Origin of the sequence: Lentzea sp. NPDC051838, from assembly GCF_040681245.1 — a bacterium.
In the GTDB taxonomy this organism is placed as follows: domain Bacteria; phylum Actinomycetota; class Actinomycetes; order Mycobacteriales; family Pseudonocardiaceae; genus Lentzea.
On record NZ_JBFAYI010000002.1, the window covers coordinates 471,816 to 495,346 of the forward strand.

The window sequence follows — 23,531 nt, forward strand, 5'->3', positions numbered from 1 at the left end:
GAGTAAACAGATCGGTTTCCATTGGCAAGCAGAGGTGTTAGCGTGAGTTGCGCAAGAGGAAACCGATCGGTGTCCAACTGGGCCCGGTCGGCGGACAATGGACTTGGGGAGGCCGGATGACTGCCGCGCAAGCCGACGGGGAGTCGGCGGATCCGAAGCTTCCGGCGAAGCTTGCGACGCACCCGTCGGTCCGGGCCGTGCTCGCCCGGCGCCGGGCCGGAGACGACGTGAACCCGCCAGCGGTGATCGACGCAGGCTGGCTGCGCGAGCTTTGCTTGGCCGCCGGTGCGGATGACGTTGCCGCGGTCAGCCTGGACCACCCCGATTTGGTTGGTGAGCGCGAGTACGTGCTCGCCGCGTTGCCCGGCACCCGCAGCTTGATCGCGATGGCGTTCCGGATGAACCGCGACAACTGCCGCTCGCCGGCCCGCAGCGTGGCCAACCAGGAGTTCCACCAGACCGACGAGCAGGCCAACCACGCCGCCCGCAGCGTCACCCAGGCGCTGCAGGACGCCGGCCATCACGCGATCAACCCGTCGGTCGGGTTCCCTCAGGAGATGGACCGCTTCGGCACGGACCGGATCTGGGTGGTGGCGCACAAGACCGTCGCCGTGGCCGCCGGGCTCGGGGTGATGGGCTTGCACCGCAACGTCATCCACCCGAAGTTCGGCAGCTTCGTGCTGCTGGTCACCGTTCTGGTCGACGCCGAGGTGAGCGAGCACGGGCAAGCGCTGGACTACAACCCCTGCATCGACTGCAAGTTGTGCGTCGCCGCCTGCCCGGTCGGCGCCATCAGCAAGGACGGGGAGTTCGACGGCCTGGCCTGCACCACGCACAACTATCGCGAGTTCATGAGCGGGTTCACCGACTGGGCGCAGACCGTGGCCGACAGCGAGGACGCCGCCGACTACCGCTCCCGGGTCACCGACTCCGAAAGCGCCTCCATGTGGCAGAGCCTGAGCTCTCCACCCGGCTACAAGTCGGGCTACTGCCTGGCCGTCTGCCCCGCCGGCGAGGACGTCCTGGGTCCGTACCTGGAGGACCGCAAGGCCTTCATGAACACCGTGCTGCGACCGCTCCAGGATAAGAAGGAGACCCTGTACGTCATGCCGGGCTCCCACGCCCAGGAATACGCCCAGCGCCGTTTCCCCCACAAGCCGACCAAGGAGGTCATCGGCGGCTGGCGCCCTCCGGCGAATCGCCCGGCCTCCTGACCGGCCGTCTGTGTCAGCGCATGTCCGCCGCATCGAGCAGGGTTGCCACGGTGGGGGCGATCAGCCCCTTCAGGTTGTCGACTCCGATCCCCGCCCGAGCGTTGACACCGTCGAAGACGACGATGAGCTGCCGCGCCAGCAGATCGGGATCGTCCGCCCCACCCTGTTCGGCCTCGGCGCGGAAGTAACTCAGCAGGTTCCGCTTGATCCGACGGGCCACCCGGCTCGCGGGGTGGCGCCGGTCCTTGAGCTCGATCTGCACGGCCAGGTAGCGGCAGCCGCGGAACCCTGGCACGCCCGCCTGCACTTCCACCTGCTCGAAGACGTGCAGGATCCGCTCACGGGGTGAACGGCCGTCGTCCGCCGGGGGCAGCAGGCTCGCCACGAAGGCGGCCGCGCCCTCCTTGAGGCTCGCCGCCAGCAGTTCGTCCTTGCTGCCGAACAGCTGGTACAGGGACTTCTTCGATACCCCCGCCGCCTTGCACAGCGCATCGACACCGATGCCGACACCGTCTCGGTAGGTCAACGTGGCCGCTGCTTCCAGCAGCCGCTCGCGGGAGCTCGGCTTCGCCTCGGTGGTCACACTGCGAGGCTAACCCGATTTCGACGGATTGGAAACCGATCGGTTTACCTGAGGCCGCCGCCAGTCAGCCGAGGTGGAAGTCTTTGCGGTCGGTGACCAACTCCGGCCTCCGTCCAACCGATCAACAACACTGGACCAGCCGCGTCCAACGCCCCTTGCCGTACTCAGCGCTCAACAAGGGCTCGGCCACGTTGAGAGCGAGCGACACCGCGCTGACGAACAACGTGAACCTGCGCAGAGGTTGAAGATCCTCCGTGGAAGCGCCGTGCAAGGCGAGGTACTTCGTCGCCAGAAGAAGCCGGAGGATCGACAAGTCGACCGCTGGCGCGATCAATGGGGCCACCCGCACCAGGCGGCGCGAGGGTCTTGTTGACGAAGCCGAAGAGAAACGTGAAGCCGACAACCGTCGCGATAGTCGCCGTGACTGCCCGCGTCACGTCCTGCAGAACCCCCGATTGCGAGCCCAATACGGGCCCGAGATCCCTGACCTGCGCCGACACCAGGTGGCGCGGAACGACAGACAGGCTGCACCTCGGCTTCATGGACTTGAGGTGCGGAAACGGCACTCACCGGCATCACCCGACACCACCGTCGGGGCCTACCCGAGGACTCGCTGTCAGCGGTTTGTCAGGCACGGTTGGCACTCTCGGCCGCGTCCGGACAAAGCCGACAGAACGGGGAGTTCAGATGAAGCAACACCTGCGTGGAGCGGTGCGGGTCGCCGCCGTGCTCAGCACGACGGCCGCGCTCGCTCTGCTCCCGGTCGCTGCCGCCCAGGCGGCGACGAAGATCGAGGTCGGACCGCACAACGCGCTGGGCACGGGGCTCGCCGGTGACTTCTGGTGGGGTGACTACGGCCAGTACACGATGAACTGGGACATCGCGGTCATCGACACCAGTGCGAACGGGTTCTGCGCCCAGGCGAAGATCATCGCCGATTTGCCCGCCTACCCCGACCGGCAGTACTCCAGCCCGCGGGTGTGCGGGCACCAGCAGGGCACGACCTGGCGGGTCGGGATGAACGAGTCGTCCACGATCAGGGGCGTCAAGGTGCAGGTTTGCCGCGTGCACTCCGACGGCAGCGACCAGCACTGCGAAACGAAGCAGTACATCTCCAAGCGCTGACGCCGGTGCGCGTGTGAGGGTGGCCGTGCGAGCTGCTTGGCCACCCCCACGCGCCTTACGCGCTGACCTGCTTTCGGGTCGTAACTGTGGCGAGCGCCGCGATCAAGACCACCATCACGACCCACCCCGGCCAACCGCTGAGTCCCATCGACCACGGATCAGGCCGCGCGAGCTCGGCGGCGTCGGTGAAGGCCGTGTTCACGAAGCCGATCACCAGGGTGTTGTTCGCGGCGTGGGCGACCGCACACGCCCACACCGACTTGGTGTGCATCCGCAGCAACCCGAGCAAGGTGCCGAGCAGCACGGTGAACACGGTGAACGGGATGAACGTCGTCCAGGCCGGTGACCCGATGTAGCCGGGCAGGTGCCACGTGGCCCAGATGATCCCGCTCAGGCCGAACGCAGTCCACCTGCCGAACCGCATCAGTCGCGGCAGGAGGAAACCTCGCCAGCCCCACTCCTCGCAGAACGCGAGCGGTAGCACCAGCAGGAACAGCAGGCCGCTCTGGACCAGTGCCGCTACAAGTACTTCCGCTGTCGCACCGGCGCCGTAGACCTGGTGCAACCCGGAGAATCCCGCCAGGTCGAGCCGGTGCACGCCGGTCGCACCGCCGATCGCCACGGCCAGCGCCGCCAAGCCGAGAATCGCGGCGACCGCGGCGGCGCTTTGACCGGCCAACCGTCGCACCGGTTGCCGGGTGAGACCGGTGTCGTGCAGGTCGAACCGTCGCACCGTGACAAGCGTTGCGACGCCGACTCCCAGCATCCCTCCCGCCGCGATGACGTCGACTCCCGTGCCGAGCCGTAGCAGCCACAACAGCCACGGGATCGTGAACGCGATCGCGAGGAACGTCCACACCGGACGGTTCATGCCCGCGCCACCTCCAATGCCGCGATGACGTCCTCCGGCGCGCTCACCAGGAACTCGCCTCGCCCCTCGGTGCGGATCCAGACCGCAGATCGTCCATTCCGGACGGCAACGAGCTGACGCCCGCTCCGGCCCAGCCAGATACCCGACTTGAACACCCCTGCCACTTCCGCTCCCGCGATGCGCGCGCCGTGCAGCGTGAGGAACGGGTGCCGCTCCCGCCGAACTTCGCGAATCGCGCCGAGCGGCACTTTCACGCGCTTGCGCCACGTGAACATCCGTTCCCACGCGGTGAACTCGATGACCAGCTTGCCGTCGCAGATCGTTGTCTCAGCCATGACTGCCCCTCCCCGGTGGGCCTCTGTTCTATTACTTGTATAACAGATAGACTTGAGATCGTGCTACTGACGATCGACCTCGACAGCGACACGCCGATCTACCAGCAGATCCGCGACCGAGTGCTGGAAGCCGTCGCGACCGGGAGCCTGCGCGCAGGCGACCCGTTGCCGTCCACCCGGCAGCTGGGCGTCGATCTCGGCATCAATTTCCACACCGTGAGCAAGGCCTACGACCTGCTGCGCCAGGAGGGCGTGATCCGGATCAACCGCAAGAGCGGCGCGGTCGTGCGCCGCGACCACACCTCCGGGCCGCCGGACGCGGGCTTCGCCGACGCGTGGCAGGCCCGGCTGCGCACACTGCTTGCCGAGGCGACGACGCACGGCCTTACCCGTGACGACGTGCTGGGACGCAGTCAGGACGTGCTGGACGGGTTCGAGGGGGAACGCTCATGATCACGCAGGTCGGCTGGTTGGTCCTGGTCACGGCGGGCTTCCTGCTGCTGCCTGCGACAGCGAGGCCCACGCTGCCGTTCGGCATAAGAGTTCCACGTGAGCGAGCAGGCGAACTGCGCTCGATCCGCGTGGCATACCGGATGGTCGTCGTGGTGTTCGGTGTCGCCGCCACTGCCGCCGCGCTCGCAGGAGTCACCGGACTCCTGCCGGTGCTCGTCGTCGCATGCCTGCTCGCACACTGGGCCGCGGCGGGTTTCGTCGCACGGGCGAAACGATCGTGGCCGACAGGCCGGCAAGGCGTGACCACCGACACGAGCTTGCGCACCGACCTGGTGCGGTTGCCGTGGCCTTACCTGGTGCCTGCAGTGGCGTTCGTGGCAGGCACCGTCGTGCTCGGACTTGTCGCCGATCCGGTACAGCGAACGGGATCGACGTTCTGGAACGCAGCGTGGCCAGTGACGAACCAGGTTGTTGTACTCGTGCTCGCCGTCTTCGCAGTGGTCACCATCCCTCGGGCACGTCCTGAGCTGGACGCGGCCAGGCCGGAAAGCTCGGCGCGGGCCTACCGCGCCTACCTGACAGGAATGGTGCGGATCGTCGCCTTGGTCGCCACTGCGGTCATCGCGGCGTTGGCGGTGAAGGCTCTGCTGTTGTGGCGTCTCGTCACACCGGGCACCGCCTGGACCGTGCTGACCATCGCATTGCCCGCCGCGGCGTTCGCCGTAGCACTCATCTGGCTGGTGCGTGCGGGTGACGCCGGGCATCGGCTCAATCGCGACGACAGCGAGGACACCGGTGTCGTGCAACGGGATGACGACCAGCACTGGCACCTGGGCGGTCTTGTGTACGTCAACCGCACTGATCCGGCGTTGCTCGTGCACCAGCGCGTCGGCTCGCGATGGACGCTCAACCTGGGGCATCCCGCATCGTGGCTGACACTCGTGGCGCTGCTGGTCGTGGTGCTGCTGACCAACTAGTGCCTACCAGTCTCAACCTTCCCTCATGGATTGCTCAGAGTTCGACCAAGCGTCCGCCCCACGGTCAGCTCGAGGATTGAACGGTCCCGGTCCAGCGCGGACCGGGTGCTGACCGGGAGGGTTGGAATTGAGCATCAACACGGGCACCGGTGCGCCCGCTGGCCACACAAGTCTCGGACGTGGTTCCGAACAGGCGAGCACGATCTGCGAGGCGTTCCAGCGGACTGCGGCCGTGGATCCCGACGCGGTGGCTCTGCGGACAGTCGGAGGCACACAAACGCTGACGTGGCAGGAGTATGCGGACGAGGTCCGTGCGGTGGCCGCTGGATTGAGCGCGCTCGGCGTACGCCGCGGAGACACCGTGGCGCTGATGATGGCCAACCGGTTGGAGTTCTACCCGCTGGAGGTCGGCGCACAGCATCTCGGGGCGACGTCGTTCTCGGTGTACAACACGTCGTCCGCCGAGCAGCTCGCTCACGTCCTGGCCAACGCCGGCGCGAAGGTGGTGCTGTGCGAGGAGCAGTACGTCGGCCTCGTCCAAAGTTGCGGGGTGCCGGTGCAGCACGTGGTGTGCGTTGACGGCGCGCTCACCGGCACCATCACCGTCGGAGAGCTGGTCGGTCTCGGCGAACCGGAATTCGACTTCGGCGCGGCGTGGCAGGCGGTCGAGCCGGACGACGTGGCGACCCTGATCTACACCTCGGGCACGACGGGCGAGCCCAAGGGCGTCGAGATGACGCACGCAAGCCTGCTGTACGAGGTGGACGCGTTGACCGACGTGCTGCCCGTGGAGTTCGGCGACCGGATCACTTCGTTCCTGCCCTCCGCGCACATCGCGGACCGGGTGTTCTGCCTCTACCTCCACGAGGTGCTCGGTAGCCAGATCACCGTGGTGCCCGATGCACGGCAGATCGCCGCCGCGTTGCACGACTGCCGTCCGACGATCTGGGGCGCCGTGCCCAGGGTGTGGGAGAAGCTCAAAGCGGCCATCGAGGCTGGTGTGGCGGCCGAGCAGGACCAGGCCAGGCGACAGGGGCTCGAGTGGGCGCTGGGAATCGCGGCGCGCAAGGCCGAAGCTGAACTGTCCGGAGTGGAGCTGTCCGAGGCCGAGCAGGCGGCGTACGTCAAGGCGGACGAGCTGGTGTTGTCCGGGCTGCGCGCCAAGGTCGGGCTGGACCAGGTGAGGTGGACGGTCTCAGGTGCGGCGCCGATCCCGAAGGAGGTGCTGGCCTTCTTCGGCGGGCTCGGTGTTCCGATCTCGGAGCTGTGGGGCATGTCCGAACTGAGCTGTGTGGCCAGCGTGGTGTCGCCGGCCGAGCACCGGCTGGGCACCGTGGGCAGGCTGTTGCCCGGGATGGAGGGCAGGATCTCCGAAGACGGGGAGTTCCTGGTCCGCGGACCGCTGGTGATGAAGGGATACCGCAAGGAACCGGGGAAGACCGCAGAGGCGATCGACGGCGACGGCTGGTTGCACACCGGTGACGTGATGACCATGGACGGCGACGGCTACCTCTCCATCGTCGACCGCAAGAAGGAACTCATCATCAGCGCCGCCGGCAAGAACATGTCGCCCGCGCACATCGAGAACGTCATGAAGGCCGCCTGTCCCTTGATCGGCGGCATCGCCGCGATCGGTGACCGGAGGCCGTACAACACCGCGCTGATCGTGCTGGACGCCGAGACCGCGGCCGCCTACGCCGCCCAGCGAGGGCTCCAGGACACTTCCGCCGCGGCGCTGGTCGCCGACGCGGACGTGATCGGCCGGATCGGTGCGGGTATCGCCGGAGGCAACACCAGGCTGTCGCGCTCAGAACAGGTCAAGCGGTTCCGGGTTCTGCCGACCTTCTGGGAACCGGGCGGGGACGAGCTCACGCTGACCTCGAAGCTGCGGCGCAAGCCCATCGCGGAGAAGTACGCGATCGAGATCGATGCGCTGTACGCCGACTCCGCGGGAGTGGGCGTGCACGAACCTGTACCTGCTCGCTAGGCGGCCACCATGGGCACCAGCGCGATCGTCATCGGCGCGGGACTGGGCGGCCTCTCGACTGCTCGCGTCCTGAGCGACCACGTCGACCAGGTACTGGTCCTGGAACGGGACCGCTTGCCCCAGGAGGCGGTCGCGCGCCCGAGCGTCCCGCAGGGACGTCACGCCCACGTGCTGCTGGCCTCAGGTCAACGGCTGCTGGACAGCTGGTTTCCTGGACTCGCCGACGAGTTGGCGGCAGGTGGCGCGGTCAGGGTGCCGGCCGATCCCGGCTTCCTCTCCTCGTCCATGAGCCAGCCTTTGCTGGAGTGCACGATCCGTGGACTGTTGTCGCGCCAACGGCCCAACGTGATCATCAGCGACGAGACAGCGGTGGACGGCTTGCTGCTCGAGAACGGCCGGGTGGTCGGTGTCGACGTCGACGGTGCGCGGCACAGGGCGGATCTGGTGGTCGCCTGTTCCGGTCGCCACACCCGTTTCCTCGACCAGCTGGCCCACCTGGGGTTCCCGGCGCCTCGAGTGTCTGAAGTGCACATCGACGTGGCGTGCGGAACATGCGTGGTGCCGCGGCGGCCGGACGACTTCACCGGCGCGCTTGTCGTCACCGTCGACGATCCCGTCCTCGGTCACCGTGTCGGGATGATGGTCCCGGTGGAGGGAGACCAGTGGATCATCACCCTCGCTTCCCTCCACGGCGACGGGCCCCCGGATGATCCGGCCGCCTACGAGGACTTCGCCCGGTCCCTGCCGGTGCCGCTGATCGCCGACGCTCTGGCACAGGCCGAGGCGGTGACGCCGGTCATGACCTACCGGATGGCCACCAGCCAGCGTCGCCACGTGGAGCAGCTGAAGCGGACACCGCCGGGGTTCGTCGTGCTCGGCGACGCAATCTGCAGCTTCAATCCTCTGCACGCGCAAGGGATGTCGTCCGCAGCTCTTCAGGCCCGAGCTCTCGGTCAGGCCATTGCTCGGTACGGTCCATCCTCACCGCGGCTACCCCGTGCCTTCTACATGCGGGCAGCCAAGGTGATCGGCCTGCCGTGGCGGATCGCGGCGAGAGCCGATGCCGGCACCGCGAGACCTGGGCCATGATCCTCCGGATCCTGATGTCCGCAGTCACTCGGCGACGAACGCGTCGATGTGGGACAGGAACTCCGGCCACGCCGGTTCGGACGCGGTGAGCAGATGGTTGCTGCTGTCGAGAATGACGAGCTGGCTGTTGGGGATGAGGGCGGCGAGCTCGCTCGCTTGCGAGGTCGGGACGCGCGCGTCGTCGCGGGAGTGCAGGATCAGGGTCGGGCACTGCACCCGATGGGCGATCGGGGAGACGTCGATGTTGGCGAACTCCTCGAGGAACCGGACTCCGTTGGCCGGTGAGGTCGTCTGCCGCTGGAACGCGGTGAAGTCGTCCCAGTCCTGCGTTGTGCCGTCAGGCAGGAACTGGGAGGCGAACACCCGCAGGAAACCAGGATCCTGGTGACGCCACCCGACCCTCGCGACCTCGAGGTCGATGTCCGCTGCTTCGCGCTCGTTGTCGTCGCGGGCCCGGACCAGCCGCCCTCGTGCATACGCCCCGGCGAGGATCAACCGGCTGACCCGCTCAGGCCGGCGTACGGCGTAGGCGATCGCCACCGCACCACCCTGTGACACGCCGAGCAGCGGGAACCGGTCGAGCCCCGCCGCTTCGACCACGGTGTCGAGGTCGTCGACCCAGTCGTCGAAGGTGAAGCTGGGTACGTCCCAGTCCGACAGCCCGCATCCCCGCTCGTCGTAGCGGATCAACTGCCGGTCGTGGGCGAGGCCTGACAGCCAGTGCGACCACACCGGGGTGGTCCATTCCAGGTCGAGGTGGGTCATCCAGTTCGCCGCCTTGAGCAGCGGTGGGCCCGTTCCGACGGTGGCGTAGGCGATCCGGGTGCCGTCTTCTGCCCGGCAGTAGCGGATCACCTGACGCCCTGCGCTGTCTCGCTGTTCCGTGCTCGCGGGCGCGGGCTGGACCTGGGTCATCGCAACCGGAGCCACGAACTGATAGCCGCGTCTGTGCACTGTTCGGATGGACTGCTGCTGTTCACCCGTGTCCCCGATGGCGAGGCGGACGGTCCGCAGTGCCGTGGTGAGCGCTGCCTCGCTGACGAAGCGGTCGCCCCACACCAGGTCGAGCAGCTCGTTCTTCGGCACCACCCGATCCCGGTGCGCTACGAGATGACACAGGAGATCAAAGGCCCGCGGCTCCACGTGGACCAGCTCGCCCGCACGGCGCAGCTGGTGTCCGGCGATGTCCAGTTCGTAGTCGCCGAAGCGCAACAGTTCCGCCGCCATCGACCCAGTTTACTGATCTTGCTCGGCCAGGAAGGCGTGCAGCTCGTCCAGGAATCGCGGCCAGGCGGGTTCGTCGGCGGTCAGCAGGTGGTTGCGGCCGTCGAGGACGACCAACCGGCTGTCGGGGATCAGTTCGGCCAGCTCCGTCGCCTGCGCGAGCGGAACCCGTGGGTCGTCGCGGGAATGCACGATCAACGTCGGGCAGCGGACCTGCCGGGCCAGGTCCGCGACGTCGAGACGGGTTTGTTCCTCCAGGAACCGGGCCCCGTTGGCCGGCGAGACCGAGCGTCGCTGGAAGTTCGTGAACGCGTCCCACTTCTGCGGGGTGTCGCCGGCGAAGAACTGGGCTGCGTAGAACCGCTGAAAGCTGCTGTTCTGGGCGAACCACCCGGCCAGGGTGAGTTTGAGGTCGAGAGCTGCCTCATCGCGTTCGGCGGCATCGCGTGCCTGGGCCATGCGACCGCGTGCGTAGGCCGCGTTCAGCACCAACCGGCTGACTCGTTCCGGCCGGCGCGCGGCGTACGCCACCGCGAGCGGGCCGCCCTGGGAGACACCCAGCAGCGGAAAGCGGTCGAGTCCCGCCGCGTCGGCCACGGCGTCGAGGTCCTCGATCCACTCGTCCATGGTGAAGCGCGTTGACCAGTCGGAGAGGCCGTATCCCCGCTCGTCGTACCTGATCAGCTGCCGGCCGCGGGTGAGTCCCTCGAACCAGTGCGCGAACTCCGGCACGGTGCGTTCCAGATCCATCTGGCTCAACCAGTTGGCGGTTCTGACGAGAGGCGGGCCCTCGCCGGTGGCGGCCCAGGCGACCCTTGTGCCGTCCGCGGTCCGGCAGAACCGGATGACGTCACGGGACCAGGAGGTTTCTGCGGTGGGTTCGGCGGAAGTCCTCGTGGTCGGCGCCACGAACTGGTAGCCGCGCCGGTGGACGGTGCGGATCAACCGCTGCTCGCTGCCGGTGTCACCGATCGCCAGACGGACCGTGCGCAACCCAGTCGCGAGAGCAGCGTCAGACACAACCTCGCCACTCCACACGGTGGCCAGCAATTCCTCTTTGGACACAACACGGGCGCGATGGGCTACCAGGTAGCACAGCAGCGCAAGAGCCCGAGGCTCCATGTGGACCGGCTGCCCGTCGTGGCAGAGCCGACCAAGGCCCGGGTCGAGATCGAACCGTTCGAAACGGTAGGTCGCCGAGCTCACCGTCGAAGTCTACTGTTCCAGCGGTCGCGCCAGCCTCCGCCGGATGCCGGTACGCGCTGCTGCTCTTGGGGTTGTCTCGTTGGTGTTGAAGGGCGTTCTGCGGGCATCGGGCGGGCTACTCCACCGCGTGGTGATGCGGGTTCAGCGAGCCTCGGTCTGGAACACGTCCGGTTCGAGGTAGATGACCCGTGCGATCGGGACCGCTGTGCGCACGCGCTGCTCGGCGGCGTCGATGGCCGCCGCGATGTCGGCACCCGTGGCGGAGCTGCTGATGGCGATCTTGGCAGCGACCAGCAACTCTTCGGGTCCGAGGTGCAGGGTGCGCAGGTGGATCACCGATTCCACGCCGTCGCCGGGCAGCGCCTTGGCGATCGCTGCCTGGTGTTCACGACCGGCGCTCTCCCCGATGAGCAGGGACTTCATCTCGACCGCGAGCACCACGGCGATGACGATGAGCAGCAGGCCGATCATCGCGGTGCCGGCGGCGTCCCACCGGCCGTCACCGGTGACCAGGGTCAGCGTCACGCCGATCAGGGCGAAGACGAGTCCGCACAGCGCGCCGAGGTCTTCGAGCAGGATCACCGGCAGCTCCGGAGCCTTGGCCGTGCGGATGAACCGCGCCCAGGAGCGGGTGCCACGCGAGCGGTTGGACTCGATCATGGCGGTGCGCAGCGCCATGCCCTCCAGGACGATCGACACCAGCAGGACCACGATCGGAACCCAGTGCCACGAGTCGATCGGGTGCGGGTCGGCCCACTTGTGCCAAGCCTCGTAGAGCGCGAACAGGCCGCCGAGCGTGAACAGCACGATGGAGACGATGAAGCCGTAGACGTAGCGCTCGCGCCCGTATCCGAACGGGTGCTCCGGCGTGGCTGCCCGCTTCGCGCGTTTGCCGCCGAGCAGCAGCAACGCCTGGTTGCTCGTGTCGGCCACCGAGTGCACCGCCTCGGCGAGCATCGACGACGACGCGGTGAGCAAGAACGCGACGAACTTGGTCACCGCGATGCCCAGGTTGGCGAGCATGGCCGTGACGACGGCTTTCGTGCTTCCCTCGGTAGCCACGAGCGCACCTTAGAACCTGATCACGACCAGCGTGCGGTGAACAGCCCGACCAGAGGCGCCTGAGGGCAACTCGAGGTGCTGTCCGTCGCGCACAAAGCCATCACTTCGGTGCGGGTGCGCAGGTCGCCGTTACGGCAGCATGATGTCCGGCGGGATCTGCAGCGCGATGGTGATCAACGAGTGCACCCTGCCCGCGATGACGGCGAGCAGGCCCTGCATCTCGGGTGCCGCGCCGTCCGCGGCCGTCTGGAGCGTCTGCAGGTCGGTGTCGATGCGGTCCAGGATCGCCGTGACGTCGGCGGCTCTGGTGCTCAGCGCCGTGGAGATCTCCTCCAGGGGAACACCGTGGACTTCCAGACGTTGAACCAGGTGGATCCGGTCGACGTCGGCAGGGGAGTAGAGACGGTAGTTCGAGGCGGTGCGCTGCGCCGGGCTGATCAGGCCCAGGGTCGTGTAGTAGTCGACCGTGCGAATGCTGACGCCTGCCCGTGCCGCCAGCTCGCCGATCTTGAGTAGTACCTCGGTCACATCCACCTCCTCAGCTGCCCCAACCGTACAGTGCCACGTGCTACTGTGAAGCATGCCTGAAGAAGCCGACGTAGACGGCTGTAGTAGTGCGCCGGGGCGAACCCGGCGGAACGTTCTCACTGTCGCGAGTGCGGCGTGTTGATCCTTTCTGGTCTCCTGGCGATCGTGGCGCTGACTGCCGCCACCGGCTATTTCGTGGCCCAGGAGTTCGCGTACATGGCTGTCGACCGAGGTCGGCTGCAGCAGATGGCCGAGGGCGGTGACAAAGCCGCCGAACGTGCCTACCGCGTGACGCAGAAGCTGTCGTTCATGCTCTCTGGCGCGCAGTTCGGCATCACGGTGACCGCGTTGCTCGTCGGTTACGTGGCGGAGCCGTTGCTGGGTACCGGACTCGTGAAGCTACTGGGGCTGCCCGAGTCGTTCGGTGTGCCGCTGGCGATGGCCGTGGCGCTGATCTTCGCGACGGTCGTGCAGATGGTGCTCGGCGAGCTGCTGCCGAAGAATCTCGCGATCGCCAAGCCCGAACCGCTCGCCAAGTGGCTCAGCTCGTCGACCCTGGTCTACCTCAAGGTCGCCGGTCCGGTCATCCGGCTGTTCGACGCTGCGGCCAACAAGCTGTTGCGCGCCATCGGGATCGAGCCGGTGGAGGAGCTGCCGCAGGGCGCCACGCCTGATGACTTGAAGCAGATCGTGGGCGACGCCGGGGAACAAGGACACCTGGACCAGGAGCTGGCCCAATTGCTCGACCGCGGTCTGGACTTCCGCGAGTTGGTCGCCGAGCAGGCGATGACGCCACGCGTGAACGTGCACTCGGTGCGGTTCGACGAACCGGCTTCGCGTGTCGTGGAACTGCTCGACACCGGCCACTCGCGCTTTCCCGTGGTGGGCAACGACCTCGACGACATCCGCGGCGTGGTCGGTTTGGCCGAGGTGCTGACTCTGACGCCGGAACAACGGCCGGTCACGCAGATCGGCGAGATCGCCTCGACCGCGCTCGTGGTGCCCGCGACGCTGCCGCTGCCGGCTGTGCTGGAACGGCTGCGCACCGAACGCCGCCAGCTCGCGTGCGTGCTGGACGAGTTCGGCGGGTTCGCCGGGATCATCTCGCTGGAGGATCTCGCCGAGGAACTCGTCGGCGAGATCCACGACGAGGACGACCTGATCGAGGACGCGATCGAACGTCTCGACGGCACCAAGTGGCAGGTGCCTGGGCGCATGCGGCTCGACGAGATCGAGGACGCGACCGGCATCGCGTTGCCTGAAAACGACGCCTACGACACGGTGTCGGGCCTGGTGCTGCAGGAACTCGGCCGTACCGCCGAGGTCGGCGACGAGGTCGAGTTCGGTGACATCACGCTGCTGGTCGCCGCCGTGTCGCGCAACGTGCCCGACACCGTGGTGCTGACGGCGCGGGTGCGGGAGGAGGCCCGATGAGCATCGGCCTGTCCCTCACCATTTCGTTGATCCTCCTGGCGCTCAACGCCTTCTTCGTCGCGGCCGAGTTCGCGTTGATCGCGGCCAAGCGTCACCGCCTGGAGCAGGAGGCCGAAACCTCACGGGCGGCGCGAGCCGCCGTGGCCGGTGTGCGTGAGCTGTCGTTGATGCTCGCCGGCGCCCAGCTCGGCATCACGCTGTGCACCCTCGGTCTCGGCGCGCTGGCCAAACCGGCCGTCGCGGACCTGTTCGACCCGCTGCTGACGGCGGTTGGACTACCGGACGGTGTCGCCTACGGCATCGCGTTCACGATCAGCCTGGTGCTGGTGGTGTTCCTGCACATGGTGGTCGGCGAGATGGCGCCGAAGTCGTGGGCGATCTCGCACCCGGAGCGGTCGGCACTGCTGCTGGCGCTGCCGTTCCGCGCGTTCGCGCACTCGGTCCGCTGGATACTCAGCGGGCTCAACCGGACGACGAACGGCTTGCTGCGCCTGCTGAAAGTCGAGCCGCAGGACGAGCTGGCGCAGGCGCACCGGCCGGACGACCTGCGCCTGCTGGTGCGGCAGTCTGCCGAGCACGGGCTCATCCCGGAGAACCAGCAACGGCTGCTGACCCGCATGCTGCAGGTGCAGAAGACGACGCTGCGCGAGGTCATGGTGCCGATCGGGGAGACCTCGACGGTTTCCGAGCACACGACCGCGCGTGCGATCGAGCACCGGAGTCTCCAATGTGGACGATCGCGGTTCCCGGTGACGAACCTTCGTGGCGAGTTCGTCGGCCTGGTGCACATCCGGGAAGCCATGCGTGCCACCGCACGTGGCGAAGACCCGGAGGCACGGGAACTCATGAGCCCTGTGCTGACGTTGTCCGGTTCGATGCCTGTTGCCACTGCTGTCACCGCGATGAAGGTGGACCGTGCGCAGCTCGCGCTCGTGTCCGACAACGACCGCGTCATCGGCATCGCGGCACTGGAAGATCTGCTCGAAGAGCTGATCGGCGACTTCGACGACGAGACCGACGCACCGCGCGTTGCGGTGCGCCAGAACTAACTCACACCCAGTCCCCTCAGGAGGAGACTTGTTCAAGCGGATGCTCAGCGCGTTCGGTGTCGGCGGACCGTCCGTCGACACCGTGCTGGACTCACCGCACGCCGCGCCCGGCCAGGTGATCACCGGCCAGGTGCGCATCCAGGGCGGGACCGCGGACGCCGAGATCGGCCAGGTCGTGCTGTCCCTTGTCACCCGCGTCGAGGTCGAGCACGGCGACCACGAGTACGGCGGTGTGTCGGAGTTCTTCCGCATGATCGTGCAGCAGGGAGTGCGCGTTCCGGCCGGCCAGCTCATCGCGATCCCGTTCCAGCTGCCGATGCCGTGGGAGACCCCGATCACTGCTGTCGGCGGCGGCCAGCTGCCCGGCATGACCGTCGGTGTGCGCACCGAACTGGTGATCGCCGGCGCCCCGGACAAGGGCGACCTCGACCCTGTCCTGGTGCACCCGCTGGCGTCGCAGGACGCGGTGCTCAACGCGTTCGGGCAGCTCGGCTTCTCGTTCCGCAGCGCGGACGTCGAGGCCGGTCGCCTGCACGGTGTGCCGCAGGAGCTCGGTTTCTACCAGGAGATCGAGTTCTTCCCGCCTGCCCAGTTCGCCGGCGCGGTCTCCCAGGTCGAGCTGACGTTCGTGGCGAACCCGCACGAGCTGTACGTGATCCTGGAAGCCGACAAGCGCGGCGGCATGTTCTCCTCCGGAGGCGACGCGTTCGGTCACTTCCGCGCCTCGCACCAGGAAGCGCAGGGCACCGACTGGGCCTCGGCCATCAACGGCTGGCTCGCGCAGGTCGCCCAGCGCGGCCACGCCAACCCCGCGTTCGGTGGTGGTCACGGCGGCTACAACCCCGCGTTCGGCGGCCAGCCCGGCTACGGCGGCCACCACGGCCACGACCACCACGGCGGTCACCACCGCAGCGGTCCCGGCATCGGTGGCATGGTCGCCGCTGGTGCTGCCGGTGTCGTCGGTGGCATGGTGCTCGGCGAGGTCATGGAAGAGGTCTTCGAGGACGACGGCGGCGACGACTTCGCCTTCGGCGAGGAGTAACCCGAGACTGGCGCGGCGGGCGTTCACCACTCCCAAGGGCGTCGCCTGCCGCGCCACCCACTCATCACAAGGTTTTCCTTGCTCCGCAGGGCCTTCAGATCCCTTCGGAGATGCAGGATCCCAGCCGGCAAGCTGAACGGCCTGGTCGGCTGCGGCTACGATCACAACGGGAGCATCCTCGTCGAGACGTGAGCGGGAGAGCACATGGCGGTCTCGGGAATCATCAGCGCTTTGATCATCGGCCTGGTCATCGGTGCGCTGGGTCGCCTGGTCGTCCCGGGCAAGCAGAGGATCCCGATCTGGTTGACGATCCTGATCGGTATCGCCGCGGCGATGCTGGGCACGGTCGTCGCGAACGCGTTGGGTGTCGGCGACACCCGTGGCATCGACTGGATCGAGCTGCTCATCCAGGTGGGTCTGGCCGCGGTCGGCGTGAGCATCGCTGCGGGGGCTTGGGGACGCAAGTCCGTGGGCTGATACACGGCGAGACCTTCATCCGGTGCGGATCGCGTCCTCGGCCAGTGGCCAGTTCGTCCGCAACCGGTCCAGGTAGGCCTGCGCCAGTTTGCCGGGGCGGGTGTTGTTCGCGAAGGCCAGCATCGAACTCGCCCCTGCGTTGTACCCCAGTGCGAGCAGTTCGTCGCGAGAGTAGGCGTCGGTCCACGACTGCGGGAGCAATGCGTCGAGGTCGTGCAAATGCCAGGCCGCGGCGGCAACGGCGAGGCCTGGGTCGTCAGGCAGTTCCTGCCAGTCGCGATCGGCGAAGTCGCGGCCCTGCTTGGCCTCGTCGAAAGTTGCCTTGTGCATGTTCGCCACACCGAACGAGGCATCAGGGTCGATCTTCTGCCAAGCCCGTTCGAGTGCGGGATCATGCGGCTTGTAGGACTCGTTGTAGAGGATCGCCATCAGCAGCCGCGGGCTGACACTCGCCGCCTCCGCGTGCGTGCGGACCTGCTGTGCGTAATGCCGTGGATCCTGTTTCTCCGCTGCAGACAGGGAGGACGTGGTCGGATTCGGCGCGGAGGCCGCGGTCGGTGGCGATGGCAGGGCGGGGCCGGGTGAACAGGCGGTGACCGCTGCGGCGACGAGTATCGCCACGAGCTGCACCTTCATCACGACTCCTCCGCGGGTATGTGCGGGCGGTTCTCAGCTGAAGGCCGCAGACAGACGCTCGGCACACCTCGCGAGCAATGCCGGGGGCTGTCTGCGGTGCCGGGCTCACCACGAATGTTCCCAGCGCGCCAAAGCCTACTTCCAGCTCGCTTGCGCTGTTCCCGGCTTCGATGCGGTCGGAGCAGTCCGTCTGAACGGCCTATGTCGACCTGCCGAACGTGTGACGCGGACCTCAAGTCTTGCCCGACTCTGAGCTGACGCGCCTGCCGGGCTCGTAGCCTCGGAACATGAGGTTGTTGCTGCGGCTGACGCTAGTGGGCTTGTGCGCCATCAGTGGTGACCACGTGCTCGCGCTCCTCGGGCCCCTGGTGCTGCTCGGCTGCGCCAACGACCAGTTGATCTCCAAGCGCGGCGCGGTACGTGGCGGCACTCGCAGGAACCGGTAGCGTCCCCGAATCGGAATGGCGTCGATCGGGGGACGAGCATGGCGGACGAAGTCGACCTGACCCGGCCCAGCGCCGCGCGGGTGTACGACTACTACCTGGGCGGGGCGCACAACTTCGCGGTTGACCGGGAGATGGCCGAGAAGGCGATCGGGATGTGGCCGGACCTGCCGTTGATCATGCAGGCGAACCGTGCGTTCCTGCGCCGCGCCGTGCAGTTCTGCGTCGACGCGGGCATCCGGCAGTTCCTCGACCTCGGCTCCGGCATTCCGACGGCGGGCAACGTGCACGAGGTTGCCCAGGCCGCGGCACCGGACGCGCGGGTCGTCTACGTGGACAACGACCCGATCGCCGTCGCGTACAGCCGCAGCATCCTCGAGGGCAACGGGCGGGCCGCCGCGGTGCAGGCCGACCTGCGCAAGCCGGACGAGGTCCTCGGCAGCCCGGAGGTCCGCGCGCTGCTGGACTTCGACGAGCCGATCGCGGTCATGATGGTCGCGGTGCTGCACTTCGTGTCCGACGGCGACGATCCGGCGGCCATCGTCGCCGGGTACCGCGAGACGATGGCGCCCGGCAGCTTCCTGGTCATGTCGCATGCCAGCCAGGACGGCCAGCCGCACCAGGCCGGCTCGCACCAGGACCTCTACCGCCGCACCCCGACGCCGATGACCATGCGTTCCAGGTCGCAGGTCACCGGCCTGTTCGAGGGCTTCGACATCGTCGAGCCTGGCGTGGTGTTCTTGCCGTTGTGGAGGCCTGCTTCGCTCGATGATGTGGACGAGCAGCCGGAGCGGTTCAGCGGGCTCGCAGCGGTCGGCCGGAAGATCGCACCCGCATCCTGTTGAGCTCGCCCGCCCACAGCTTTCGAAGCGCATGGAACGGCACTAACTGGTCGACCAGGTAGAGCTTGTCCCGGCGGCCGTCGGCATAGCCGATCTCGTAGTTGACGACACCGAGCCAGTCTCAGCCAGCCGCGTCCACTGACGACTACATGTCCAGCGGCGCCAGGTGTGCGAGCGAACAGGCGGTCCAGACCGACCGCGACGCTGGTGAGCACGGCTCTGCGGCCGTGCACATTGTCTTTCTCCCGGACGGTGGACGGGCTGTTAAGCACGTCGACCATTTCCCGAGACCAGTGCTGTCCGTGACCGGCCCTGAACGAGATCGAAGTAGAGCTCCTCGGAGAGCTCCGCTTGGTCTGGTGCGGGTGCGGTGGTGGTCAGCCTCCAGGAGCGATCGGCGGTGTCGGTCGCGCAGGCCAGGCAGCTGATGCGGGCTTCGCCGTCGTGCACGACCGCGCGGAACTGGGAATGGCCGAGGGCATTGTGCCCGGTGTCGTTCGAGCGCGGGCGGCAAAGGCGTTGGGCTGGACCAGTTGTCGCCATGGCTCGAGTGAGGTGATCCCGCACCGCGATCCAGCGGTACGGGATCACCGTGGTGGAGGGGTCCGGGCGGCTCGCGGATCTCTGCGCCTTCGCGCGAGTGGCGTCAGTCGAAGTAGCCACTGTCAGGTCGGTGCGACTGTGCGAGCGGTCGGCCGGACGTCCTCCTGTTGTTGGTGGGGCTCACGCATCACCTGCCTTTCGTGACGGAGGGGAGCGTTGTCTCGCCTGGCCGCTGGTCGGCATTTGGTCCTGGCCGTAGGGGTGGAACGGGTTCCGGTACGGCGCCGGCGGAACTGGTCGGCGTGGTGCCGGGGTGGGCGGGGGCTCTCCCCAGTTCGCTTCGATGATCGCGTCGAACTCGGCGCGCACCAGGTCCTCGTCCTCGCACACCAGCGCGAGGAACTCCTCGTCCAATGTCGTTGCGATCACGAAGGACCACCCCGGTCAGGCGTCGATCTGCTTGACTTCCTGCTCCGTGGACCTGATGGCGATCTTGCGCGGCTTGGCCTTCTCCAGCACCGGGATGCGCAGGGTCAGCACACCTGCGTCGTAGGCGGCGTGGATGTGTTCGGTGTCGAGGGTGTCGCCGAGGAACAGCTGGCGGGAGAACACGCCCAGCGGTCGTTCCGCGACCTGCATCTCGACGTTGTCACCGGTGATGGTCGGCCGTCGCTCCGCCTTCACGGTCAGCACGTTGCGCTCGACGTCGAGCTCGATGGCGTCTGCGGACACTCCCGGCAGGTCGAACGCCACCACGAACTCGTCACCCGAGCGGTAGGCGTCCATCGGCATGGCGGTGGGTCGTGACCACGTGCCCGGCCCGGTGAACACCTGCTGTGCCAAGCGGTCCAGCTCCCGGAACGGGTCAGTGCGCATCAACATCCGGCACCTCCTCGAAGTTTGACTGCTGTCAACGCGCACATCTGTTGTAGCATGTCGTCGCAACGATGACAAGTCGGAGTGTCGTCGAAAGGATGACAGGATGCCGATCGGCGACTACGAGGTGGTTCGGGCAGCGGCGTGCGCGAACGAGGACCTCAGTACGACTCAGGTGCTGGCGGCGCTGGTGCTGTTGCGCGAGCTGCGGGCCGAGCTCGCCGGCTGGGAGCCTCAGCTGATCGCCGCTGCCCGTGGGCTCGGCACCAGCTGGGCCGACCTGGCGCCCGCGCTGGGGGTGGCCAGCCGTCAGGCCGCGGAACGCCGCTATCTCCGCCTGCGTCCGTCCGATCTCGACGGTGCGACAGGGGATGAGCGAGTGCAGGCGGAACGTGACCGGCGTGCGGGGGATCGCGCGGTCTCGCGGTGGGCGCGGGACAACGCCGCCTCGTTGCGCACCCTCGCCGGACACGTCGGCGAGGTGGACTCGTCGGTCCGCGGGGCGCTGTCCGGGAACGACGCGGCGGAACTGCTCGAACCGCTGGCGTACGCGCACGACCGGATCCGCGCGACGCATCCCGCCCTGGCCGACCAGATCGGTGCGATCACGGAACAGACCGACCAGGTACGCCGCGACACCCAGAACCGCCGTGCGGAACTCGGGTAGTCCGGACACCCGCTCGTCACGTCGAGGCGGACGCAGTCTTCGAGGCCGACGGTCCATTCCGGACCGGAGCGAGCCGTGAGTGCAGCGGCACAGGGTGTGCGGGCCGGGCTCGTGCTCGGAGCGGCGCGCCGCGGACCTCCTGCTGCTCCACGTCTACGGCTCATCGAAAGTCGGGGTGACGTAACGTCGGTGAGCGGCTGCTCGCGGAGGCGGCGGTGCGCCATCACAGACTTCCGGTCGACGTCATCGCTCCCCGCGGTCGTGCACGAGATGCTGTCCTCCACGAATCCGATTGGGACATCAGCCGACGATCTCCTCGACGGGTTCGCAGCCGGAGATCAAGTGGGGCCGAATCCGGATCACCTGGTCTGTCTCATCGTTGCCCCATGGCCGCAGGATCTGCTCGTAGCGCCGAACCTCGTCGGCCTGGTAGGCCACCACCATGCCCGCAGGGTCCGGCACTGTTTCACCTGGGGTGGGTGCGGACGATCACGGCGCCGGCGTCGACGACGTGGCTGACGGGACGGATCGCAGGCAACGCGTGTCGCGAGAACACCAGACGGCCGAACGACGTGCTCGCGAGCAGGCTGATCGACTCGGTTTCTGGCAGCTTCCGGAGGTGGCGTGCCTCAGCCCTCATGACGGATCTCCATTCGTGCGGGAGATGATCAATCGCTGTAGGTTTGATCCTCGCGCCGGTCCGCCGGGCACGCCGTTGCACTTGATGTTGCAGGTGGTGTCGTGTGGACGTTCGGAGTCCATGCTGACGATCGTTGTGCGCATTCGGCAGGTGACTCGGACGAACGCGTGCGCAGTGTTCAGTTGTGCACTTGTGCTGGACCACGGTGGGTCCGATCGCGCGTCCGGACAATTCCCGCTGCGAGGCCCGTGCAATCCGTCCGGTCGTCGCGGGTCGCAGGTGATGAACGAGTCGGTGCTCGTAGGCATTCGAATGGGCTCAACAGCTGACCTCGTTGTCGCATTCCGGTGCGCAAGCCGGCAGTGGACGCTCTGCCTCGCTGCATAATCCTACTGCGGCACGGCGGAGCCTAGCCCCGCCTTGGTATTGCGCACGGATTGCCTCCGGGGACGTCCTCCGTTCGGGCGCGTGTGTGCGCCCGAAGAGATTCGCGAAGAGAAGCCGCAGCAATACGAGTCATCTGTGCGTCGACGGTCGCTCCGGTCGGCGGAGGGCCTGTCGACAGAACCGGCTCAGGTGAGGCGTGGGGCTGGAGGCGGGCTCGCAGAAGAGGCGAAGTCGTCACGACGCGGCGTCAGCCGCTGCCTGACCGGGTAGGTGGTGGGGCACGGCTCAGACGGCGTTAGCGACTTACAGCTGCTGGGCAAGTGCGGTTCAACGCGCGAGGGCGTATCAGAGCTGCTGCCCCCGACCATCTCCGAACGCTCAGGAGACGTCCTTCGGAGAACGACGGGAAGTTGGTTGCTGTCCCGGAGCGACGCACCCCGTTGCCTGAAAGGGTGAATCTTCGCATCGCGGGTCTCGGTGCCGAGCAGGCTTGACTAAAGTCGACGTTCTCGCGAATCCGAAACTTGCTACAGGGGGCGGGATCCGTGTTGCTGAAGGGGCGGCTGGCGGGAGCCGTGCTGTGATGGCTCCGAATCACCCTGGCCGGGGCACGATCAGCATCCTGATCCAGGATCGGACCTGTAGGCCACTCGGTGTGCGACGTAGCCGGCAACCCCGAGGAGCCAACGCTTCCAGCAGCGCCGTGCGGAAGCAGATGTACTGATGAACGAGGACGCGCCACCCGACTCCGAGGTCGATGGGGTCGACGGCTGTGAGCTGTGTGCCGGAACGGGAACGATGACCTGGCAGCAACCGGTTCCGGGTCCGGACGGCATGTTCAGGTTGGTCGAGATGCGCCATCCGTGCGTCAACGGATGTTCCGGCTGGTTCAAGGTTCCGGTCGCCGAGCAAGGCGATGTCCTCGCTGCCGAATCGTCCGTACCCGGCATGTGTGGCAACGTCGCGCAGGTCAATTCCGAGCATCGCACCGAGTGGTTTCGGCCACTCTCGCACTGAGCACACTTCGAGCAGCCGCCGTTCCCCGGCCGGTCGATTGCGGTTGACCGATTGCGCAGCAATGTCGTGTCGACGCATACGCACCGTGCGCGGGCCGGGCACCGCACTGGACCCTTGGGGACCTGGTGCTGTTCGACCGCAGCCATGGCCACATGTTGGCCGCGTCGCTGATCACGATGAGAAGTGCGCCCTGCTACCGCCAGCGAAACAGTCGTGGACAACGGTTACCGAGCTCGAGCGACTCTTTCGAGCCGACCATTGACCGGCGAGGATGCTCGGCGTCGTGTCGGCCGTCGGATGACCGGGGACGTTTGGCTGGTGCGGTGGCATCTGGTGGTTGATTCAGCGGTTGTCCAGCTGGGGTTTCCCAAATGCGACCCTTCGTGCATACAAGCTGGTGTAGTCGAGTGATCGGTCATGACGACCAGCGATGTGTTTCGTACGTGCGGGCGGCGGCGACGAGCCCGGAGGCGGCGGTGATGGCCGCGACGACCCACGCGGCGGCGCGCAGGCCGTAGAGGTCGGCGATGATGCCGGCGAGGAGCGCGCCGACCGCGAAGCCGCCGTCGCGTCACAGCCGATGGACGCCGACGGAGTGGCGCGCCAGGCCGGGTAGACCCCACTTGCCGAGCACCACGGCGGCAACAGTCCAGACGCATCAGGTCGTACTCGAACTTCGGAGACAGCAGGTACGGCGTACCGGGCACAACTCCGCCTCGGCGCAGCCACTCCTGCCAACCGTCTGTCAGGTCAGCGACGTACGGCAAAGGCGTCACCGGAAGCAGCAACTCTGTCTGGGGTAACCGGACATGTCAACGCTGCGT

General features: G+C 67.5%; 27 protein-coding genes. 15 read left to right on the plus strand and 12 right to left on the minus strand.

Features of this window, described 5'->3' with window-relative positions:
• The first annotated feature begins 116 nt into the window (after positions 1–116).
• Positions 117–1,214, plus strand: coding sequence for a 4Fe-4S binding protein (locus AB0M24_RS08160; RefSeq protein WP_363762515.1), 1,098 nt, complete (start codon positions 117–119; stop codon positions 1,212–1,214).
• 13 nt (positions 1,215–1,227) lie between these two features.
• Here the strand turns inward: AB0M24_RS08160 and AB0M24_RS08165 are convergent, their stop codons facing one another.
• A complete protein-coding gene (locus AB0M24_RS08165; protein ID WP_363762518.1) occupies positions 1,228–1,797 on the minus strand; it encodes a TetR/AcrR family transcriptional regulator in 570 nt (189 codons plus the stop codon).
• Between the two features lie 687 nt (positions 1,798–2,484).
• On the opposite strand from AB0M24_RS08165, the gene AB0M24_RS08170 reads away from it, so the two are divergent.
• Complete coding sequence (locus AB0M24_RS08170) at positions 2,485–2,922, plus strand: hypothetical protein (RefSeq protein WP_363762521.1); 438 nt, start codon at positions 2,485–2,487, stop codon at positions 2,920–2,922.
• A 55-nt stretch (positions 2,923–2,977) separates the two neighbouring features.
• Here the strand turns inward: AB0M24_RS08170 and AB0M24_RS08175 are convergent, their stop codons facing one another.
• Positions 2,978–3,793 carry a CPBP family intramembrane glutamic endopeptidase gene (locus tag AB0M24_RS08175; RefSeq protein ID WP_363762524.1) on the minus strand — a complete coding sequence of 272 codons (816 nt, stop codon included), beginning with the start codon at positions 3,791–3,793 and terminating at the stop codon, positions 2,978–2,980.
• On the minus strand, positions 3,790–4,128 hold the full coding sequence (locus AB0M24_RS08180; RefSeq protein ID WP_363762527.1) for a hypothetical protein: 339 nt from the start codon (positions 4,126–4,128) through the stop codon (positions 3,790–3,792). The genes AB0M24_RS08175 and AB0M24_RS08180 overlap by 4 nt, the downstream gene beginning before the upstream one ends.
• Positions 4,129–4,188: 60 nt before the next feature.
• On the opposite strand from AB0M24_RS08180, the gene AB0M24_RS08185 reads away from it, so the two are divergent.
• The 4 genes from AB0M24_RS08185 (at position 4,189) to AB0M24_RS08200 (ending at position 8,634) form a co-directional block, all read left to right on the plus strand.
• Positions 4,189–4,581, plus strand: coding sequence for a GntR family transcriptional regulator (locus tag AB0M24_RS08185; protein ID WP_363762530.1), 393 nt, complete (start codon positions 4,189–4,191; stop codon positions 4,579–4,581).
• The gene (locus tag AB0M24_RS08190; RefSeq protein ID WP_363762533.1) at positions 4,578–5,558 is read left to right on the plus strand and encodes a hypothetical protein; all 981 of its coding nucleotides are present in this window, start codon (positions 4,578–4,580) and stop codon (positions 5,556–5,558) included. The genes AB0M24_RS08185 and AB0M24_RS08190 overlap by 4 nt, the downstream gene beginning before the upstream one ends.
• A 127-nt stretch (positions 5,559–5,685) precedes the next feature.
• Complete coding sequence (fadD11, locus tag AB0M24_RS08195) at positions 5,686–7,545, plus strand: fatty acid--CoA ligase FadD11 (RefSeq protein WP_363762536.1); 1,860 nt, start codon at positions 5,686–5,688, stop codon at positions 7,543–7,545.
• A 9-nt stretch (positions 7,546–7,554) separates the two neighbouring features.
• Positions 7,555–8,634: an FAD-dependent monooxygenase gene (locus tag AB0M24_RS08200; protein WP_363762539.1), complete on the plus strand. Its 1,080-nt coding sequence runs from the start codon at positions 7,555–7,557 to the stop codon at positions 8,632–8,634.
• A 24-nt stretch (positions 8,635–8,658) separates the two neighbouring features.
• On the opposite strand, the gene AB0M24_RS08205 is transcribed toward AB0M24_RS08200, so the two are convergent.
• The 4 genes from AB0M24_RS08205 to AB0M24_RS08220 form a co-directional block, all read right to left on the minus strand.
• Entirely contained in the window at positions 8,659–9,861 is a 1,203-nt protein-coding gene (locus AB0M24_RS08205; RefSeq protein WP_363762543.1) for an alpha/beta fold hydrolase, read from the minus strand.
• A 9-nt stretch (positions 9,862–9,870) separates the two neighbouring features.
• Positions 9,871–11,064: an alpha/beta fold hydrolase gene (locus AB0M24_RS08210; RefSeq protein ID WP_363762546.1), complete on the minus strand. Its 1,194-nt coding sequence runs from the start codon at positions 11,062–11,064 to the stop codon at positions 9,871–9,873.
• A gap of 141 nt (positions 11,065–11,205) precedes the next feature.
• Positions 11,206–12,126, minus strand: a complete 921-nt coding sequence (locus tag AB0M24_RS08215; RefSeq protein WP_363762549.1) for a cation diffusion facilitator family transporter — start codon at positions 12,124–12,126, stop codon at positions 11,206–11,208.
• Positions 12,127–12,255: 129 nt separating this feature from the next.
• Positions 12,256–12,654: a MerR family transcriptional regulator gene (locus tag AB0M24_RS08220; RefSeq protein ID WP_363762552.1), complete on the minus strand. Its 399-nt coding sequence runs from the start codon at positions 12,652–12,654 to the stop codon at positions 12,256–12,258.
• 135 nt (positions 12,655–12,789) lie between these two features.
• Between AB0M24_RS08220 and AB0M24_RS08225 the strand changes: the two genes are divergently transcribed.
• The 4 genes from AB0M24_RS08225 to AB0M24_RS08240 all read left to right on the plus strand — a co-directional run bounded on the left by AB0M24_RS08225 (position 12,790) and on the right by AB0M24_RS08240 (position 16,656).
• Complete coding sequence (locus AB0M24_RS08225; RefSeq protein WP_363762555.1) at positions 12,790–14,088, plus strand: hemolysin family protein; 1,299 nt, start codon at positions 12,790–12,792, stop codon at positions 14,086–14,088.
• Complete coding sequence (locus tag AB0M24_RS08230) at positions 14,085–15,137, plus strand: hemolysin family protein (RefSeq protein ID WP_363762558.1); 1,053 nt, start codon at positions 14,085–14,087, stop codon at positions 15,135–15,137. Before AB0M24_RS08225 ends, AB0M24_RS08230 begins: the two co-directional genes overlap by 4 nt.
• Before the next feature lie 28 nt (positions 15,138–15,165).
• Positions 15,166–16,179, plus strand: coding sequence for a sporulation protein (locus tag AB0M24_RS08235; RefSeq protein WP_363762561.1), 1,014 nt, complete (start codon positions 15,166–15,168; stop codon positions 16,177–16,179).
• A 204-nt stretch (positions 16,180–16,383) separates the two neighbouring features.
• The gene (locus AB0M24_RS08240) at positions 16,384–16,656 is read left to right on the plus strand and encodes a GlsB/YeaQ/YmgE family stress response membrane protein (RefSeq protein WP_363762564.1); all 273 of its coding nucleotides are present in this window, start codon (positions 16,384–16,386) and stop codon (positions 16,654–16,656) included.
• A 15-nt stretch (positions 16,657–16,671) separates the two neighbouring features.
• Here AB0M24_RS08240 and AB0M24_RS08245 read toward each other — a convergent pair whose 3' ends face one another.
• A complete protein-coding gene (locus AB0M24_RS08245; RefSeq protein WP_363762567.1) occupies positions 16,672–17,292 on the minus strand; it encodes a lytic transglycosylase domain-containing protein in 621 nt (206 codons plus the stop codon).
• A 287-nt stretch (positions 17,293–17,579) separates the two neighbouring features.
• Between AB0M24_RS08245 and AB0M24_RS08250 the strand changes: the two genes are divergently transcribed.
• Together AB0M24_RS08250 and AB0M24_RS08255 are read left to right on the plus strand one after the other, a co-directional pair.
• Entirely contained in the window at positions 17,580–17,738 is a 159-nt protein-coding gene (locus AB0M24_RS08250; RefSeq protein WP_363762570.1) for a hypothetical protein, read from the plus strand.
• 38 nt (positions 17,739–17,776) lie between these two features.
• Positions 17,777–18,580, plus strand: coding sequence for an SAM-dependent methyltransferase (locus tag AB0M24_RS08255; RefSeq protein ID WP_363762572.1), 804 nt, complete (start codon positions 17,777–17,779; stop codon positions 18,578–18,580).
• A gap of 720 nt (positions 18,581–19,300) precedes the next feature.
• On the opposite strand, the gene AB0M24_RS08260 is transcribed toward AB0M24_RS08255, so the two are convergent.
• Positions 19,301–19,549, minus strand: coding sequence for a hypothetical protein (locus tag AB0M24_RS08260; RefSeq protein WP_363762575.1), 249 nt, complete (start codon positions 19,547–19,549; stop codon positions 19,301–19,303).
• A 15-nt stretch (positions 19,550–19,564) separates the two neighbouring features.
• Positions 19,565–20,002: an Hsp20/alpha crystallin family protein gene (locus AB0M24_RS08265; protein WP_363762578.1), complete on the minus strand. Its 438-nt coding sequence runs from the start codon at positions 20,000–20,002 to the stop codon at positions 19,565–19,567.
• 100 nt (positions 20,003–20,102) lie between these two features.
• Here AB0M24_RS08265 and AB0M24_RS08270 point away from each other — a divergent pair, with 100 nt between their 5' ends.
• Positions 20,103–20,663: an HSP18 transcriptional regulator gene (locus tag AB0M24_RS08270; protein WP_363762580.1), complete on the plus strand. Its 561-nt coding sequence runs from the start codon at positions 20,103–20,105 to the stop codon at positions 20,661–20,663.
• A gap of 300 nt (positions 20,664–20,963) precedes the next feature.
• On the opposite strand, the gene AB0M24_RS08275 is transcribed toward AB0M24_RS08270, so the two are convergent.
• Positions 20,964–21,125 (minus strand): hypothetical protein, encoded by a 162-nt coding sequence (locus tag AB0M24_RS08275; RefSeq protein ID WP_363762583.1) that lies wholly within the window; start codon positions 21,123–21,125, stop codon positions 20,964–20,966.
• Between the two features lie 4 nt (positions 21,126–21,129).
• Positions 21,130–21,303, minus strand: a complete 174-nt coding sequence (locus AB0M24_RS08280; protein WP_363762586.1) for a pyridoxamine 5'-phosphate oxidase family protein — start codon at positions 21,301–21,303, stop codon at positions 21,130–21,132.
• A 1,110-nt stretch (positions 21,304–22,413) separates the two neighbouring features.
• Between AB0M24_RS08280 and AB0M24_RS08285 the strand changes: the two genes are divergently transcribed.
• Both AB0M24_RS08285 and AB0M24_RS08290 read left to right on the plus strand, forming a co-directional pair.
• Positions 22,414–22,707, plus strand: a complete 294-nt coding sequence (locus AB0M24_RS08285) for a hypothetical protein (RefSeq protein WP_363762589.1) — start codon at positions 22,414–22,416, stop codon at positions 22,705–22,707.
• 430 nt (positions 22,708–23,137) lie between these two features.
• Positions 23,138–23,323, plus strand: a complete 186-nt coding sequence (locus tag AB0M24_RS08290; protein WP_363762592.1) for a hypothetical protein — start codon at positions 23,138–23,140, stop codon at positions 23,321–23,323.
• Positions 23,324–23,531: the final 208 nt, after the last annotated feature.